The organism is Mesorhizobium sp. 113-3-9, assembly GCF_016756515.1.
Taxonomy (GTDB): domain Bacteria; phylum Pseudomonadota; class Alphaproteobacteria; order Rhizobiales; family Rhizobiaceae; genus Mesorhizobium.
This window is the reverse complement of the sequence record NZ_AP023246.1, coordinates 2,881,374-2,896,042: the sequence shown is the minus strand read 5'-3', so window position 1 is coordinate 2,896,042 and position 14,669 is coordinate 2,881,374. Positions and strand designations below refer to the sequence as shown.

At 63.0% G+C, this 14,669-nt stretch carries 17 protein-coding genes; 4 read left to right on the top strand and 13 right to left on the bottom strand.

Translation table 11 applies throughout. The features are described from left to right. The gene (locus tag MesoLj_RS14065; protein WP_202326371.1) at window positions 1–306 is read right to left on the bottom strand and encodes a DUF982 domain-containing protein; all 306 of its coding nucleotides are present in this window, start codon (window positions 304–306) and stop codon (window positions 1–3) included. Window positions 307–385: 79 nt separating this feature from the next. Between MesoLj_RS14065 and MesoLj_RS14060 the strand changes: the two genes are divergently transcribed. Beyond that, window positions 386–592 carry a hypothetical protein gene (locus MesoLj_RS14060; protein ID WP_140774396.1) on the top strand — a complete coding sequence of 69 codons (207 nt, stop codon included), beginning with the start codon at window positions 386–388 and terminating at the stop codon, window positions 590–592. Between the two features lie 1,128 nt (window positions 593–1,720). Here MesoLj_RS14060 and MesoLj_RS14055 read toward each other — a convergent pair. From MesoLj_RS14055 to trbB, 12 genes are all read right to left on the bottom strand, one after another. Next, on the bottom strand, window positions 1,721–2,137 hold the full coding sequence (locus MesoLj_RS14055; protein ID WP_202326370.1) for a nuclear transport factor 2 family protein: 417 nt from the start codon (window positions 2,135–2,137) through the stop codon (window positions 1,721–1,723). A 425-nt stretch (window positions 2,138–2,562) separates the two neighbouring features. Then, window positions 2,563–2,784, bottom strand: coding sequence for a DUF2274 domain-containing protein (locus MesoLj_RS14050; RefSeq protein ID WP_140774448.1), 222 nt, complete (start codon window positions 2,782–2,784; stop codon window positions 2,563–2,565). A gap of 1 nt (window position 2,785) precedes the next feature. Beyond that, window positions 2,786–3,922, bottom strand: a complete 1,137-nt coding sequence (locus MesoLj_RS14045; protein WP_202326369.1) for a TrbI/VirB10 family protein — start codon at window positions 3,920–3,922, stop codon at window positions 2,786–2,788. Continuing rightward, window positions 3,919–4,983 (bottom strand): P-type conjugative transfer protein TrbG, encoded by a 1,065-nt coding sequence (gene trbG / locus MesoLj_RS14040; RefSeq protein WP_202326368.1) that lies wholly within the window; start codon window positions 4,981–4,983, stop codon window positions 3,919–3,921. The genes MesoLj_RS14045 and trbG overlap by 4 nt, the downstream gene beginning before the upstream one ends. Continuing rightward, complete coding sequence (gene trbF, locus MesoLj_RS14035) at window positions 4,980–5,669, bottom strand: conjugal transfer protein TrbF (RefSeq protein WP_202326367.1); 690 nt, start codon at window positions 5,667–5,669, stop codon at window positions 4,980–4,982. The genes trbG and trbF overlap by 4 nt, the downstream gene beginning before the upstream one ends. Window positions 5,670–5,672: 3 nt before the next feature. Then, window positions 5,673–7,031, bottom strand: a complete 1,359-nt coding sequence (trbL, locus tag MesoLj_RS14030) for a P-type conjugative transfer protein TrbL (RefSeq protein ID WP_202326366.1) — start codon at window positions 7,029–7,031, stop codon at window positions 5,673–5,675. A 2-nt stretch (window positions 7,032–7,033) separates the two neighbouring features. Beyond that, complete coding sequence (gene trbK-alt, locus MesoLj_RS14025; protein WP_202326365.1) at window positions 7,034–7,360, bottom strand: putative entry exclusion protein TrbK-alt; 327 nt, start codon at window positions 7,358–7,360, stop codon at window positions 7,034–7,036. A gap of 11 nt (window positions 7,361–7,371) precedes the next feature. Further along, a complete protein-coding gene (gene trbJ, locus MesoLj_RS14020) occupies window positions 7,372–8,130 on the bottom strand; it encodes a P-type conjugative transfer protein TrbJ (RefSeq protein WP_202326364.1) in 759 nt (252 codons plus the stop codon). Beyond that, complete coding sequence (gene trbE, locus MesoLj_RS14015; protein ID WP_202326363.1) at window positions 8,127–10,577, bottom strand: conjugal transfer protein TrbE; 2,451 nt, start codon at window positions 10,575–10,577, stop codon at window positions 8,127–8,129. Before trbE ends, trbJ begins: the two co-directional genes overlap by 4 nt. A 10-nt stretch (window positions 10,578–10,587) precedes the next feature. Continuing rightward, window positions 10,588–10,869: a VirB3 family type IV secretion system protein gene (locus MesoLj_RS14010; protein WP_202326362.1), complete on the bottom strand. Its 282-nt coding sequence runs from the start codon at window positions 10,867–10,869 to the stop codon at window positions 10,588–10,590. Beyond that, complete coding sequence (locus tag MesoLj_RS14005; protein ID WP_202326361.1) at window positions 10,869–11,204, bottom strand: TrbC/VirB2 family protein; 336 nt, start codon at window positions 11,202–11,204, stop codon at window positions 10,869–10,871. The genes MesoLj_RS14010 and MesoLj_RS14005 overlap by 1 nt, the downstream gene beginning before the upstream one ends. After that, a complete protein-coding gene (trbB, locus tag MesoLj_RS14000) occupies window positions 11,201–12,184 on the bottom strand; it encodes a P-type conjugative transfer ATPase TrbB (protein ID WP_202326360.1) in 984 nt (327 codons plus the stop codon). Before trbB ends, MesoLj_RS14005 begins: the two co-directional genes overlap by 4 nt. Before the next feature lie 398 nt (window positions 12,185–12,582). On the opposite strand from trbB, the gene MesoLj_RS13995 reads away from it, so the two are divergent. From MesoLj_RS13995 to MesoLj_RS13985, 3 genes are read left to right on the top strand one after another with little or no spacing between them, the layout of a single operon-like run. Beyond that, the gene (locus MesoLj_RS13995) at window positions 12,583–13,236 is read left to right on the top strand and encodes an amino acid ABC transporter permease (RefSeq protein ID WP_446720309.1); all 654 of its coding nucleotides are present in this window, start codon (window positions 12,583–12,585) and stop codon (window positions 13,234–13,236) included. Next, complete coding sequence (gene ehuD, locus MesoLj_RS13990; protein ID WP_202326359.1) at window positions 13,226–13,885, top strand: ectoine/hydroxyectoine ABC transporter permease subunit EhuD; 660 nt, start codon at window positions 13,226–13,228, stop codon at window positions 13,883–13,885. The genes MesoLj_RS13995 and ehuD overlap by 11 nt, the downstream gene beginning before the upstream one ends. Continuing rightward, the gene (locus MesoLj_RS13985; protein ID WP_202326358.1) at window positions 13,885–14,661 is read left to right on the top strand and encodes an amino acid ABC transporter ATP-binding protein; all 777 of its coding nucleotides are present in this window, start codon (window positions 13,885–13,887) and stop codon (window positions 14,659–14,661) included. Before ehuD ends, MesoLj_RS13985 begins: the two co-directional genes overlap by 1 nt. Window positions 14,662–14,669: the final 8 nt, after the last annotated feature.

Here is a 14,669-nt window from a genome sequence, read left to right as displayed (position 1 = left end):
TCAGGTGGCCACTTCGCCGGTGTGACCGGCCTTCGCGCCGACCATCCAGGGCACCGTTGTAGAGACATCCTCAAGAATTTTTGCTGAACGGGCGAACCCAGCCAATGCGTCGCGCGCAATTGTCGACGGAATCTGCCCGTCGAAGGCTCGTTGACAGGCTCGCTTGGCAGTTTCATAGATCACGCCGCGCCGGTTTCGAGGCCATTCGTCCAGAAAGTCGAATGCGTCCTCCAGACATGATATTTCTTGGATGAGACCTTCTGCCACTCTCACGAACACAGGGCTGTCGAATGTCCTATCGCTCATCTTAACCTCCAATTCTTTGAACGATTTCAGACGGTTGAGGAATGGTCGCTTAAAATTGGGAGCGACCGGGAAAATATATGTGGAAGCCGATTTTCGTCGTCAAGACCCGTCGGAAAGCATTTTCGGCACTGCTCGTGGCATCGCAAATCGCGCCCACAGATTCTACGCCCTGCCGATCTTTCGCGGTAGCAGACTATACAGCTATGCGTTAGCGGCGGCTTTTCGCTTGGGCGATATCGCCATTGGTCTTCGTCGCCTCTGTCACTGGGAAAAAATACTCAAGTGACAGGCCGATTGCGGGTCGTGGAGGCGTTCCTGAACGCCTCTTGCGCCAGCCCAGGCAGTCGGCCTGTTGTGCAGTTCATGGGAGAGACCGCGACATCATTGAAATAGGCGCTAACGATAACCGCGAAGGGCGGGCAGCTTGGCCCGCCCGCTCTCTTGAATTGGAAATGGACGCCTCCAATATCCTTCTCCTGACGAAGGCGCCGGCCAGTCGAGATTTGGATGAGTGTCGTGGGGGGCGGTGGATACGGCATTATGATGATCTGCGAGCATTTGCAGATTCCGCAGAGTTCAGGGCTTCACGACGCGCGAATGTGCAATCCGACCCTCTCGCAGGGTGCCGCTACTGATAGACACATGGTTAGAGGCGCGTGTACCAGTCAGGCCCCATTAGCAGCAAAGCGATCGACACTGACAAGTGGACAGCCGCGAGTGTGGCGAGCAACATCAACAGATACAGAGTTGAGCGCCACAACATGTCAAATCTGACCCCAGGTTGAGCCGAGAACTGCGCACATCCGCGAACAGGTTATTTGGCTTAGCTAGAGCAGCGGACAGGCACTTCAAATCACATAGCCGTTACGTTCTGAAGGTCGATCGAATGAGCCCTCGTGTCCAACGGTTCAGCCCTATGTGGGTACCGCCGGGCGTCTGCCTATCGTTCATCGAATGCCAGAAGCAGTCATTCTGCCGTCGGCCCCATTTCAGTCATGCTGATCGCATGCCAGTATTGCCGTATCTGGAGGCAAATATCCTTCCAGTGGTCGGCGGTTGCCGATACTCCGGCGTTCAGCAGATTCGTCAAAAAATTTCAGAGGCGCGGAATCGACGCTGCATTGCGGCGTAGGGAGGCCTATGTCTTGCCCTCAACAACGCCGTCGCAGGATAACTCGCTACATCTGATTTCGATCACCCGTCGCACCCCGATACAGCCCGCGGCAGGGAAAGCCGTAAGCCACCGATTTTTGGGGAGAATTTACTTCGAAGCTTCCAAATCGTGATCCGCCATGCCCGCGCCGAGGCAGAGGGGATCAGCGACAAAGAGATTTCAGAAAGCTGGCACGAGGTCCACAAGAGCCTTATCGACATCATCGGTCGCCGCCACGCTCCGCCCGCGCGAAGGCAATAGTTAGCCGCGCGGCACCGCCGGACGTCCCGTGCCAAATGGGCCAGCTGGTGACCGCTTTTGATGAAGGTGGTAGGGCTTACTGACGATCTTCCACTTTCCGGTGATCTTGAGAACGGAAAGATAGTCCGTGAACCGCAAGCTCCCGAACTCGGTCTGTACCTTGACGGTGGCTGCATCATCGGTGAGGTCGATCGAACCAATCGCCCAACTTGGCTTATCGTTGGGGGCAAGAGCCGCGCCGAGCACCTCGGCGACGTATGCGTCGACGGAAAGCCATTCCGTCGCCCCCTGATAGTTGCCGATAATCGAGGCCGCGTGATGAAATGCTGCTGTCAGTCCCTGCTCGTCAGAAGTGGACATGGCCAGGACGTAGCGTTCAACGGCAGCCTTTATCTGCTTTTCGTCGGCCTGTGACATCCTAAAGCAGCTCCCACTTCCCTAACGCGTAATGGTCAGGCCATGGATTGCGGTGGCATTTCTCGACCCGTTCCCGACGCGTTCCCATTCTGGTCTTCCGCAACGATAGGCCGGTGATCTTATGGGCGGCCGGGTCTTCGTCAAGACGACAATCGCTGACGTGGTACGGCGCTTTGAGTTCGGGCATAGCTGCGGCATCGAGCGCGGTCTGTCGGGTGTTGGCGGTCGCATTGGGTCTCATGTCGCCCGGAAGCTTGGGTTGACTGGGTCCAGTAATCTCATACGCACTTGGAACAGAACTGCCGCGATAAAAAGCCTTTATCCTCGGAGACAAGGCACGCATGTCGTTGCGCTTATCGAGGCAATTGCTGTCGTTTTGAGATCGCGCCGAGTGCGCCGGCCCAGAACGAAATTCTATGGTTCTTCTAGAGCTTTCCCTTCTTGGCCTTCGCAAAGCCCCGATCCGTCGCGATGAACCGCGCAAGCATCGGGACGACCAAGCGCAACGGATCTACGGATGATTGCCCCGTCTCTCTGGCTAGGATCTCCGCGTAGCTGACCAGGTCGCTATGCAGCGGCGCTGGCAGCTCAACTGTAATCTTGACCGGCTTGTCGTCGGTGATCGTCGCGAGCTTCAGCTTGGCCATCTCAACCTCTGTATGGTTCGAGAACAAGGTCGCGGGTAACGAGCACGCGGACGGGAAATCCAGGTCGGATCGTAAGCGTCGGCGCGATAGCGAGCTGGCGTTGAACGATCTGCTGGCCTACCTGGCTGACGCTATCGGATGCACCGTCGCGCAAAGCGCGCACGATGTCGCTGTCGTGGCCGGACGAACCGGCCTGCGCGCCAACACTCAAGACAGTCGACAGCGCCGCAGCCTTGAACAACTCGCCCCAGTGATATTCGACGCCATCCTCCAGGCCGGCATAGCCCTGAGCATCCGTGCCGGGCTGACGCTCGAGAACGATCGAACGTCCGTTGGGAAAGATCAGCCGGTTCCAGACGAGCAGCACGCGGCGCTGACCTGAACCAATTGCGTTGTCGTACTGCCCGACAACACGGGTGCCTTGCGGGATGAGCAGCGCGCGGCCGGTGGGACTGTCATAGATATTTTCGGTCACCTGGGCGGTGATCTGGCCGGGTAGGTCCGACCGGATACCGGTAATCAGCGCGGCAGCAATCACGGCACCGGCCTGAAGCACGTAAGGCGACGCGGGAGGGATCACTTCATCCGGGGCCACGGTACGCCGATCTGCGGCGGCCGACAGGAAGGAAAGCTGCCGGTCCTGCGCATTTGGCTGACCAACCTGATCGGCAAGGTCGTTTACGGCAGGGTTGGTCGTTTCGGCCGTCCTCGTATTCTCCTGCCCTGTCTGGAAGAAGACGCGCGAGGTTCTTGCCGCCTCCTCCTCGGCCCGCCGGCGTTGCTCGGCTTCGTCAACGGCGGGGCTCGCTATCGAGGGTGGCACGACGACCTCTCCCTTGTTTTGGGCATCGAGGATCGGCCGGCCAAGATCGCCAGGCAGCGGCGGCCCGAGGACCGGACCGGTATAGTCGTGCGGCAGGCGTGCCAGTCCGTCGGCGGGTGGCCGATTGGAGGTAGGGTAGAGCTCCGCACCCTGCTTGATTATATTCGCGTCCTGCAGAGCGTAAATCAGTGCGCCCCCGACACCGAGCGAGGCGAAGAAGCCGATGCCTGCGAGCATCTTGCGCGACAGACGTGTCACGCGCGGCGGGTCGGGGCGAAGCCGCATGGGTTCGACGGCGATGTCCTTCTCGTTCATGGCTGCACCGCTCCTCCGCGGGTTGAGTTCGGCGCCGTCGATGCGGCGCGGTCGCCCAGCCTGCGCCATAACCTTTCCGTTCTTCCGCCGTCGGTACGAACGATCCTTACCGTCTGCTGCCGCTTGCCCGCGCCAAGACGCAGTTCGGCAGCACCAAACAGGCGGTCGACGATCAAGACGTTTTGATAGACGCGGCTGTTGGCGATTTCAGCTTCGCCGTCCGGACCGATGACGAAAATCGGCGGCATCTCGCCCTGCACGATGCCGCGCGGAAACTCGACGTAAACTCTGCGGCCGTCGTCATAGGCGCTCACCGGCTTCCAGGGTGGGCTGTCGCCGGCAAGGCCGTAGCGATAGTTGCGTGCTGCAGCGTCCGGAATGACCGGCGTTGTGGCGATGCTCTGCATAAGCCCCGCTTTCGCAGACGGATACGACCACGCAACGGCAGGCATGTAGGGCTTCGCCCCTGCCCGCAGCTCAAGCATGTAGCTGCGCCGGTCCGTGGCAATGACGAGGTTGGTCGTGATGTCGGCCCGCGAGGGTTTCACCAGAACGTGGACGCGCCGGGCAATGCCGGAGCCGCTTTCGGTATCGCCGATGATCCAGCGCGCGGTATCGCCGGCGGCGATCGGACCGTCTCCGGTCAGGCTCTCGCCCGGCTCGAGCGCGATGTCCGTTATCTGGCCAGGCGCGGCGTAGACCTGGTAGAGGGCTCCCTCGCTCCATGGATAGACCTGAATGGCATTGTAGTAGCCTTCCCGGCGCGGCTCCACGCGCGCGGCAGCGTTTGCGTTCTCGACGCGCGCGGCCGGCGTTTCGCCGATAGCGCCGCCTTGCGCGGGTGCCCAGCCTGGCGGCACGCGCAGAGGTTTCGGCCTTTGCTCCGTCGCGGCGACTGGTGCCGGCGGCAACGGCGCGACATAGGCATCGTAGGTGATCTTCGGCGGCTTCTTCAAAGGCGTGGCGCAACTCGCAAGCAGTGCCGCCCCCGAGACCAGCGCGGCCGATAACAGGCTTCTTGTGGCAATCGTACCGGCAACAACACGTAATGTCGTGGTCATTGGCTCATCTCCCGCGACCAGTCGATGGCGTTGACGTAGATCCCGAGGGGATTGGCGCGGAGACGTTCGGCGTCATTTGGCATCTGCGTCACGATTGTCAGGATCGCAGTCCAGCGCTCGGTGCTCGAAAGCTGGCCGTTTTCATAGCGACGCTCGACCCAGGCGACACGAAAGGAGCTCGGCGAGGCCCGGATGACCGACGAGACCTCGACCGCGACCTGCTGCTTGCCGATCCTGGAGAAAGGGTCGTTGGCGCGCGCATAGTCGTTGAGCGCCGCAGCGCCCTGGTCGGTGGTCCAATCGTAGGCGCGCAGCCAATCCTGGCGCAGGATGATGGGATCGGCTGGGATGGAGCGCACTTGTTCGACAAAGCGGGCGAGATGCCACGCGATCTGTGGATCGGTCGGCTTATAGTCGGCGATCGCGGGCGCGGTCGCTTGCGCCTGGCCCAACGCATCGACTTGCACCACCCAAGGCACGACAGTGCCGCGGCCGAGTTGCCAGACCAGGGACGTGGCGAGGCCTGCCGACAAGAGGAGCGACCCGAATGCCATCGCGCGCCAGTTCCGTGCCTGCACGCGAGCCGAGCCGATGCGCTCGTCCCAGATCTGTTCTGCTTTCTGATAAGGGGTTTCAGGTCGAGGGGTCTTGCCGTAGTGGGTGGCGGGGCGCCTAAAAAGTTTCATGGATCATTCGCCTTCACTAAGAGAAATCGAAGCGCCCGCGCCATGGCTGTCGCCGGCGCGCACCGCGTGAGCAGCGGTCTGGGCGCCGCGGGCGAGGCGTTGAGAGCGATGCAAACGTCTGGCCCATTCGGGCTGTCCGTGAGTTCCGGATGGCTTGCCCGCGCCGGACGCAGGAGCCGCGGCGCCGCCCATCGTTCCCATGGTCGATGACCCGCCGGTGATTTCGACCGCCGAACTGGCGCCGGAGGCGAAGTCTGACTTAAGCGATCGACCGGTGTTTGCGGCGGCGCGCCTCAGGGGGGATGCTGCTGCCGCAGCGCCAGCGCGCGCAATGCCGCCCACGCCCGAGGCGATGCCTGCCGCGCCAGTTTGGCCGGCGGCGCCAAGCGCATAGGCGGCGGAAGCGCCGCCAGCGAATGCGGTACCGGCACGCGTGGCTGATGCCGCTCCCGAGAATGCGGTTGTCCCACCTCGCGCTGCCAGGCCTGCTGCGCCCAAGCCAGCGGCCGCCATGCCGCCCGCGGCAAGACCAGTGGCGACGGCCGCACCAGCGCCAAGCTGTGGCCCGCCTGAGACGATGCCGTTGGCAATGCCAGGACCGAATATGCCGAGCCCGAGCAGCGACAGCGCCGCCAGCACGATCGCCATGGCCTGGTCGATCGTAGGGCTCTCGCCGCCGAAACCTTGGGTGAATTCGCCGAAGAGCGTCGATCCTATGCCGATGACGACGGCAAGCACCAGAACCTTGATCCCGGACGAGATGACGCTGCCGAGCACGCGCTCGGCCATAAAGGCAGTCTTGCCGAAGAGACCGAAAGGGATCAGCACGAAGCCGGCCAGCGTCGCCAGCTTGAACTCGATCAGCGTCACAAAGAGCTGCACCGCCAGGATGAAGAAGGCGAGCAGGACAAGTGCCCAGGCAAAGAGCAGGCAAGCGATCTGGATGAAATTCTCAAAGAAGGAGACGTAGCCCATCAAACCGGAGATCGCCTCGAGCAATGGCCGTCCCGCATCGAGGCCGGTTTGCGCCACCTTGCCGGGATGCAGCAGGTCCTGTGCCGAAAAGCCGGTTCCACTCGCCTTGAGACCAAGACCGGCGAAACTCTCAAATACGATTTGGGCGAGACCGTTCCAGTTGGAGATCAGGTAGGCGAAGACACCGACGAAGAGCGTCTTCTTGACGAGCCGCGCAAGAATGTCGTCATCAGCGCCCCAGCTCCAGAACAGCGCGGCAAGCGTCACATCAATGACGATCAGCGTTGTGGCAACGAAGGCGACCTCGCCGCCGAGCAGCCCGAAGCCGCTGTCGATGTAACGGGTGAAGGTGGCCAGGAATTGGTCGATGACGCCGGTGTTGCCCATGTCTACGGGCCCACGCGCGGAGGAGCATCTGGCGATCGCGAGAAGGCCGGCCCGCCTGCCGAACGCTCCGACGGCTCTCCCAGACCAAGGAAGCGATCGCGCTGCTGGGCCCACAGTCGCGCACATCCATCGTCGCGCAGAGCAGCCTCGCCGAGCGCCTGGCAGTGGCGCAGACCGTCGCGCACCGGGTTCGGCATCAAGCCTGCGGTTGTGTGCACGCCCTCACCCGCCGGCTTGTCCTGCTTCCGGCTCATACCGAGCGCAGCCGCCGTGACGGCGGCCGCAACAAGAATGACAGCCGCCGTACGAGCGAGCGTTTTGCCGTCCATGGACGTCGACCTCAGCGGTTGAACATCTGGACCGAGCCGGCCTGGTAGCCGGAGCCTGGCGCCAGGAAGCGGCGGCGTTGCTCACGGCCCTGATCGACCGCGGCAGCGCGTTCGGCCTCGCTCAGAGCCTGGGCGCGGCCGTTGGCGGCGACCACAGCGGTGAGGTCCGCGAGCTGCTGGCCCTGCAGCGCAAGAAGCTGATTGCCGGCTTGCGTCGCCTGCAGCGCTCCTGTCGCCGACTGGCTGGCGTCTACCAGCGCCGACATCTGTGCGCGGCCGGTCTCTATATTTCCAACCACACCGGCCTGGACGCGCATGGCGTCCTGAAGGCCGCCCACCGTGTTTTGCCAGCGCGCGCGGGCATCGGTGACGAGATCTTGGTCGGATGCAGAGAGCGAGACGCTGCCGTATTGCTGCTGAAAGGCCTTGTCGACCTGCTGGACGTCGAAGGCGATGTTTTGTGCCTGGCCGAGAAGCTGTTGCGTGCGCTGTACCGACTGTTGCAGTTGCTGCAGCGAGGACAAGGGCAGGCTGGCCAGGTTGCGCGCCTGGTTGATCAGCATCTCGGCCTGGTTCTGAAGCGAGGTGATCTGGTTTGTGATCTGCTGCAGCGAACGCGCGGCCGTCAGAACATTCTGCGAATAGTTCGATGGATCAAACACGATGAAGGCATGAGCCGGCACAGTCATCATCGGCGAGAGAGCGACCGGCGCGGTGAGCATCGCCGCGGCCAGAAAAATGGCGCGCGGGCGGTTTTGATGAACAGTCATGATTGAGGATCCTTTTCAACTTCGGCAGGGGTCAGGTCAGGAATAAGGTCGGCAGCCCAGCCGACGCCGCGGGCACGCAGCCAGGCCGCCAGGAAGCCGTCGCGGCCATGCGCGGCGATGATGTTGCCGATCAGCGCCTGATCGCTCTTCGCGGACGCCGCGCAAAGTGCCAGCCCGACCTCGGAAAGGCCGAGCTCGAAGAGACGGTTGCCGCGACGGGACTGGCAGTAGTAATCGCGCTTGGGTATTGCTCGCGCCAGGATTTCGATCTGGCGGTCGTTCAGGCCGAAGCGTCGATAGATGGCGGTGATTTGCGGCTCAATCGCGCGCTCGTTGGGCAACAGCAACCGGGTTGGACAGCTTTCGATGATCGCCGGCGCGATCGCCGAATTATCGATATCGGCAAGCGACTGGGTGGCGAAGACGACGCTGGCGTTCTTCTTGCGCAGCGTCTTCAACCACTCGCGCAACTGCCCGGCAAACCCCTCGTCGTCAAGGGCAAGCCAGCCTTCGTCGATGATGAGCAGCGTTGGCCGCCCGTCGAGCCGGTCGCCGATGCGATGAAACAGATAGGACAGCACCGCCGGCGCGGCCTGCGTGCCAACCAGACCCTCGATCTCGAACGCCTGCACGGATGCCTGGCCGAGGTGTTCGGACTCGGCGTCGAGCAACCGGCCGTGCGCGCCTCCGACACAGTACGGGCGCAATGCCTGCTTCAAGTCACTGGCTTGCAGAAGGACGCTGAGCCCGGTGATGGTGCGCTCCTCGACGGGAGCCGAGGAAAGCGACGTCAACGCCGCCCAGATATGCTCCTTTGCATCGGGGGTGATCTGGATACCCTCACGCGTCAGGAGCGAGACGATCCAGTCAGTCGCCCAGGCGCGCTCGTAGGTGTCGTGAACCCGGGCGAGCGGCTGCAGCGAGACGGAGGCGTCCACGCCTTCGGTAAGGTGCCCCCCGAGATCGTGCCAGTCGCCACCCATGGCGAGCGCCGCGGCGCGGATAGAGCCGCCGAAGTCGAAGGCGAAGATCTGGGCGTTGCGGTAGCGGCAGAACTGCAGCGCCATCAGCGCGAGCAGCACCGACTTGCCGGCGCCAGTGGGGCCGACGACCAGCGTATGACCGACATCGCCCACATGAAGGACCAACCGGAACGGGGTCGAGCCTTCGGTCTTGCCGTAAAGCAAGGGAGGACTGACCAGATGCTCGTCCCGTTCCGGCCCCGCCCACACGGCAGAAAGGGGCATCATGTGGGCGAGATTGAGCGTTGAGATGGGAGGCTGGCGGACATTGGCGTAGGCGTGCCCGGGCAACGAGCCGAGCCAGGCGTCGATGGCGTTGACGGTCTCGACAATCGCCGTGAAGTCGCGGCCCTGGATGACCTTCTCTACAAGCCGCAATTTCTCGTCGGCGACGCGCGGGTCGGCATCCCAGATGGCGACGGTCGCGGTGACATAAGCCATGCCCGCCACATCGGCGCCAAGCTCCTGCAACGCGGCGTCGGCGTCCGCCGCCTTGTTGGCGGCGTCGGTGTCGAGGAGAGCTGACGCTTCGTTGGTCATCACCTCCTTCAGGATCGAGGCGATGCTCTTGCGCTTGGCAAACCATTGCCGCCGTATCCTGGTCAACAGGCGGACAGCGTCGACCTTGTCGAGAAGGATGGCGCGGGTCGACCAGCGGTAGGGGAAGGCCAGCCTGTTGAGGTCGTCGAGCAGGCCGGGTGTCGTCGCGGTCGGGAATCCGACAATCGAAAGCACGCGAAGATGCTTGTCGCCAAGCCGCGGTTCGAGCCCGCCGGCGAGCGGCTGGTCGGCCAGCAGCGCATCGAGATAGATCGGCGTTTCGGGGACGCGCACCGGATGCCGCTTTGTCGAGACGGTCGAATGCAGGTAGGTCAGCGTCTCGCCGTCATCGAGCCAGCGGCATTCCGGCATGAACCCGTCGAGCAGGGACAGCACGCGCTCTGTGCGATCAACAAAAGCGCGCACGATCTCGCCAGGATCCGCGCCCGACTGGTCGCGCCCCTCATAAAGCCACCCCTCGGCGCGGGTGACGTCTTGCGGCGGCGGCAGGAACAGCAATGTGAGAAAGTAGCTCGATACGAAATGAACCCCCGCCTCGTCGAAGTCGGCTTTGCGCTCGGCATCGACGAGGCCGGAGGCCGCGTTGGGGAACTGGCTCTCGGGATAGGAAGCGGCCTCGTGCCGCTGCGCTTCGACGAAGATGCTCCAGCCCGAGCCGAGGCGACGGAAGGCATTGTTGATGCGCGATGCCACAGCGACCAGTTCCGCCGCGACAGCGGAATCGAGATCAGGCCCGCGAAACCGCGCGGTGCGCTGAAAACTTCCATCCTTGTTCAGCACGACGCCCGGCGCGACGAGCGCTGCCCAGGGCAGGAAGTCGGCAAGGCGGGCAGCGGTCCGGCGGTATTCGGCAAGGCTCATCATGGCGGCGCCCTCAAACCGACAGATGTCCGGGGAGCCGCAGGTGCCGGCGCCCAACCTCGAAAAACAGCGGATCGCGCCTTGCGGCCCATACCGCGGCGAGATGTCCGATTGCCCAGATGAGGAGGCCGGCCAGCCACAGCCGCAGCCCAAGGCCGACCGCGCCCGCCAGCGTGCCATTCAGGATCGCGATTGCGCGCGGCGCGCCGCCGAGCAGGATCTGCTCGGTCAGCGCCCGGTGGACGGGCACCGTCCATCCCGGCACTGCATCAAGCTGTTCGAAAGCGCTTTTCATCAGATCAGCGCTCCGCCACCGAACGAGAAGAAGGACAGGAAGAAACTCGACGCCGCGAAGGCGATCGAAAGGCCAAAAACAATCTGGATCAGCCGCCTGAAGCCGCCCGAACTGTCGCCGAAGGCCAGCGTCAGGCCGGTGACGATGATGATGATAACGGCCATGATCTTGGAGACCGGCCCCTCGACCGACTGCAGGATCTTTTCGAGTGGCTGTTCCCACGGCATTGAGGAGCCCGACGCCCGGGCACTCGACGCGATCAGGAGATTGACGGCAAGGGCGACGGCGGCAGCTGCGGCCAGATGGCCGTGGCGGTGTGCAAGGCGGCGGATCATGGAGTTTCTCCCGGGTTGATCGGCGTGGCTTCAACAATGCGATAATCGCCATCGGTGCCGAGACCCTCGACCCGAACGAGTTCGATCAGACGTCGCGCGGCGCCACGTCCGGCGAGGACGGCGACGAGGCCGATCGTGTCGGCGATCAACGCACGCGGGACAGTGATGACGGCTTCCTGGATAAGCTGCTCGAGGCGGCGAAGGGCGCCCATGCCGGAGCCCGCATGAAGGGTGCCGATACCGCCGGGGTGCCCGGTTCCCCATGCCTTCAAGAGATCCAGGGCTTCCGAGCCGCGCACCTCGCCGATGGGAATGCGATCGGGCCGCAGGCGCAGCGAAGAGCGAACCAGGTCGGCGAGCGTGGCGACACCGTCCTTGGTTCGCATGGCGACAAGGTTGGGCGCGGCGCACTGCAGTTCGCGGGTGTCCTCGATGATAACAACCCGGTCCGTTCCCTTCGCCACCTCATCGAGCAGCGCGTTGGTGAGGGTGGTCTTGCCGGTCGACGTGCCGCCGGCGACAAGGATGTTGGCGCGCCCGGCAACCGCGGCGCGCAAGATCGCGGCCTGACCGGCCGACATAATGCCCGCCGCGACATAGTCATCGAGCGTGAACACGGCCACGGCGGGCTTGCGGATCGCGAAGGCGGGTGCCGCGACGACAGGCGGCAGCAGGCCCTCGAAACGCTCGCCGGTCTGCGGCAACTCGGCCGAGACACGCGGGGAACGGGAATGGACCTCGGCGCCGACATGATGGGCGACCAGGCGCACAATCCGCTCACCAGCGGCCGGCGCAAGTATTTCCCCCGTATCGGCCAAACCTTCCGAAAGCCGATCCACCCAGATGCGGCCATCCGGGTTCAGCATGACCTCGATGATCGCGGGGTCGTCGAGAAACCGGGCGATGGCGGGTCCGAGCGCGGTGCGCAGCATACGCGAGCTGCGCGCGCGTCCTTCGGTATCGTTGTGCGCCATAGCCATCCTGTCCCCGTTTGGACCGGGAACACGTCGAACATCGCTCCGGTCGGGGACGATCAAAAGAGCCCTGGAGCGGTCCGATTCAACAGGTTTCAGCCGTCATCGTAGCGTAGCGTGCAATGACCGGCCAACGGCGATGTCGACGGCCGTAGCGTTATTATATGAACTTTGGAAATAATATGTACATGTTTATTGACATCTGACTCCGACGCGGTTTATGAGAGAGCCATCGATGGCTTGCCCCTACAGGCGATCGTTCTTTTCAAGGCGTGGAGGATTGCCATGAGGTCCGGTCCGGAGGGCGCGATTTCTGAGCGCAAGGCCGCCTTTCTCAGACACGCCGAGACGATACCGGCATCGTCGCCTCCCCTTTCCGCGAAGAGTGGTGGGACTCCGTGAGCATGCTCGACATCTGGCTGGGCATTCTACAAGGGCTGGGCATCACCGCTGAGGTCACCGCCTATGGCCTGGTCTTTGCGGTCCCCTTCGCGCTCGTCTTCGGCGTCGCGCAGTTTCTGACCACCGGCATCACCCGCTTTCTGGTTACCGCCGTGATCGAATTCTGGCGCAGCTCAGCGGTCGTCGTCCTGCTCTTCATTTTTTATTATGTGCTGCCAGTGATGGGGATCACTCTATCGGCGCTGACCGTCAGTGCATTGGTTCTCGGCCTCAACGCCGGCGGCTATGCCAGCCAGGCGGTTCGCGCCGGGCTGCAATCTCTTCCGGCCGGCCAACGCGAGGCGGGCATGGCGCTCGGCCTCTCGCGCCCGGCGATCCTGTTTCTGATCGAACTGCCGCAGGCTTTGGTCGCCATGAGCCCCACCTTCGTCAACAACCTTATCCAGCTCGTCAAGGCGACTTCCCTCGTCTCGCTGGTCACGCTGACGGACATGACCTTCCGGGCCAAGGAGATCGCGCAGACCGAATACGACCCGGTCGCGATCTATTCGGCGCTGCTGCTGGCCTTCTTCGTCGTGTGTTATCCGATCGCGCTTGCCGGCCGCTGGCTCGAGGCGCGGGTCAATCCTGAAAGAGGAACGCCGCGTGGGATTTAACTTCGACTTCGCACTATCGACCATCCCGACGATCATCGGGGCGATCGGGACCACCCTGCTCGCAACGGTCTTGAGCTGTATCGGGGCTTCCGCACTCGGCTTCACTTTCGAAATGCTCCGCCGCGGCGGCGGTGCGCCTGGCCTCGCCGTCCGCTTCCTGATCGACTTCATCCGCTCGACGCCGGTTCTGGCCTGGCTCTATTTCCTGTATTTCGTGCTGCCCTTCTACGGAGTCCGGCTTGGCGCCATGACGGTCGGCGTATTGGGGCTGAGTCTCTATTACAGCGGTTATCTGGCGGAGGTGTTCAAAGCGGGCATCGACGCGATCCCGAAGGGCCAGCAGGAAGCAGCCAGAGCGTTGTCGCTCACACGCCGCGACACGGTCGTTTTCGTCATCGCGCCGCAGATGTTGCGCAACATCGCCGCCCCATTGGGCAACTATGTTGTTTCGATCCTCAAGGCGACGCCCTATCTCGCGATCCTGGCCGTGCCCGAAATGCTCGGACGCGCCTTCGATATCGCGTCCGAAACCTATCGCTACGCAGAGCCGCTGACCGTGGCCGGCATTCTGTTTCTCGCCCTGGCGCTGATCGTTGCTTATGGCGTGAAGCGCATCGAGCAGCGCCTGCTTGCAGCTGGACGTCGCTGATGCTCGCTCAAGCCCCACATCCAGTGCCGGCCGTTCAATCCATCCCTCATGTGCGGATCGACGGCCTCAACAAATGGTTCGGTTCCCTGCAGGTTTTGAAAGACATCGATCTGACGGTTGGAGCGGGCGCGCGCATCGTCGTTTGCGGACCGTCCGGCTCCGGCAAGTCGACCTTGATCCGCTGCATCAACGGTCTCGAGCCTTTCCAGAAGGGAACGATCCAGTTCGAAGCGGCAACTCTGGGAAAGGATGCCCGCGCTGCTGCAAAGGCCCGCCGGCAGACAGGCATGGTGTTTCAGAGCTTCAATCTGTTCCCTCACCTCACCGTGCTTGCCAACTGCACGCTGGCGCTGCGCAGGGTTCTCTTGAAACCGGCGCGTGAGGCCAAAGAGATCGCCATGCAGCATCTGACAGCGGTGCGCATCCCCGAAAAGGCGCAGGCCTACCCGGCCCAGCTCTCGGGCGGTCAACAACAAAGGGTGGCGATCGCGCGCGCGCTTTGCCTCAATCCGCGCATCATGCTGTTCGACGAACCCACCTCGGCGCTCGACCCGGAAATGATCAAGGAAGTCTTGGACGTCATGATCGCGCTGGCGGGAAGCGGCGTGACCATGGTCTGCGTGACCCATGAAATGGGTTTCGCACGCGAAGTCGCGGATGAAATCGTTTTCATGGACGAAGGCCGCATCGTCGAGCAGGCCACTTCCAAAGACTTTTTCTCAGCCGCCGCTCACCCCCGCGCCAGGCTTTTCCTGGATACCATCCTGAGCCATTGAGCGTCGAT

Excerpts from the sequence above, each read along its gene's own strand:
- MesoLj_RS14065 (WP_202326371.1), bottom strand. The coding sequence starts at position 306 with ATGAGCGATAGGACATTCGACAGCCCTGTGTTCGTGAGAGTGGCAGAA.
- MesoLj_RS14055 (WP_202326370.1), bottom strand. The coding sequence starts at position 2,137 with ATGTCACAGGCCGACGAAAAGCAGATAAAGGCTGCCGTTGAACGCTAC.
- MesoLj_RS14050 (WP_140774448.1), bottom strand. The coding sequence starts at position 2,784 with ATGGCCAAGCTGAAGCTCGCGACGATCACCGACGACAAGCCGGTCAAG.
- MesoLj_RS14045 (WP_202326369.1), bottom strand. The coding sequence starts at position 3,922 with ATGAACGAGAAGGACATCGCCGTCGAACCCATGCGGCTTCGCCCCGAC.
- trbG (WP_202326368.1), bottom strand. The coding sequence starts at position 4,983 with ATGACCACGACATTACGTGTTGTTGCCGGTACGATTGCCACAAGAAGC.
- trbF (WP_202326367.1), bottom strand. The coding sequence starts at position 5,669 with ATGAAACTTTTTAGGCGCCCCGCCACCCACTACGGCAAGACCCCTCGA.
- trbL (WP_202326366.1), bottom strand. The coding sequence starts at position 7,031 with ATGGGCAACACCGGCGTCATCGACCAATTCCTGGCCACCTTCACCCGT.
- trbK-alt (WP_202326365.1), bottom strand. The coding sequence starts at position 7,360 with ATGGACGGCAAAACGCTCGCTCGTACGGCGGCTGTCATTCTTGTTGCG.
- trbJ (WP_202326364.1), bottom strand. The coding sequence starts at position 8,130 with ATGACTGTTCATCAAAACCGCCCGCGCGCCATTTTTCTGGCCGCGGCG.
- trbE (WP_202326363.1), bottom strand. The coding sequence starts at position 10,577 with ATGATGAGCCTTGCCGAATACCGCCGGACCGCTGCCCGCCTTGCCGAC.
- MesoLj_RS14010 (WP_202326362.1), bottom strand. The coding sequence starts at position 10,869 with ATGAAAAGCGCTTTCGAACAGCTTGATGCAGTGCCGGGATGGACGGTG.
- MesoLj_RS14005 (WP_202326361.1), bottom strand. The coding sequence starts at position 11,204 with ATGATCCGCCGCCTTGCACACCGCCACGGCCATCTGGCCGCAGCTGCC.
- trbB (WP_202326360.1), bottom strand. The coding sequence starts at position 12,184 with ATGGCTATGGCGCACAACGATACCGAAGGACGCGCGCGCAGCTCGCGT.
- MesoLj_RS13995 (WP_446720309.1), top strand. The coding sequence starts at position 12,583 with ATGCTCGACATCTGGCTGGGCATTCTACAAGGGCTGGGCATCACCGCT.
- MesoLj_RS13985 (WP_202326358.1), top strand. The coding sequence starts at position 13,885 with ATGCTCGCTCAAGCCCCACATCCAGTGCCGGCCGTTCAATCCATCCCT.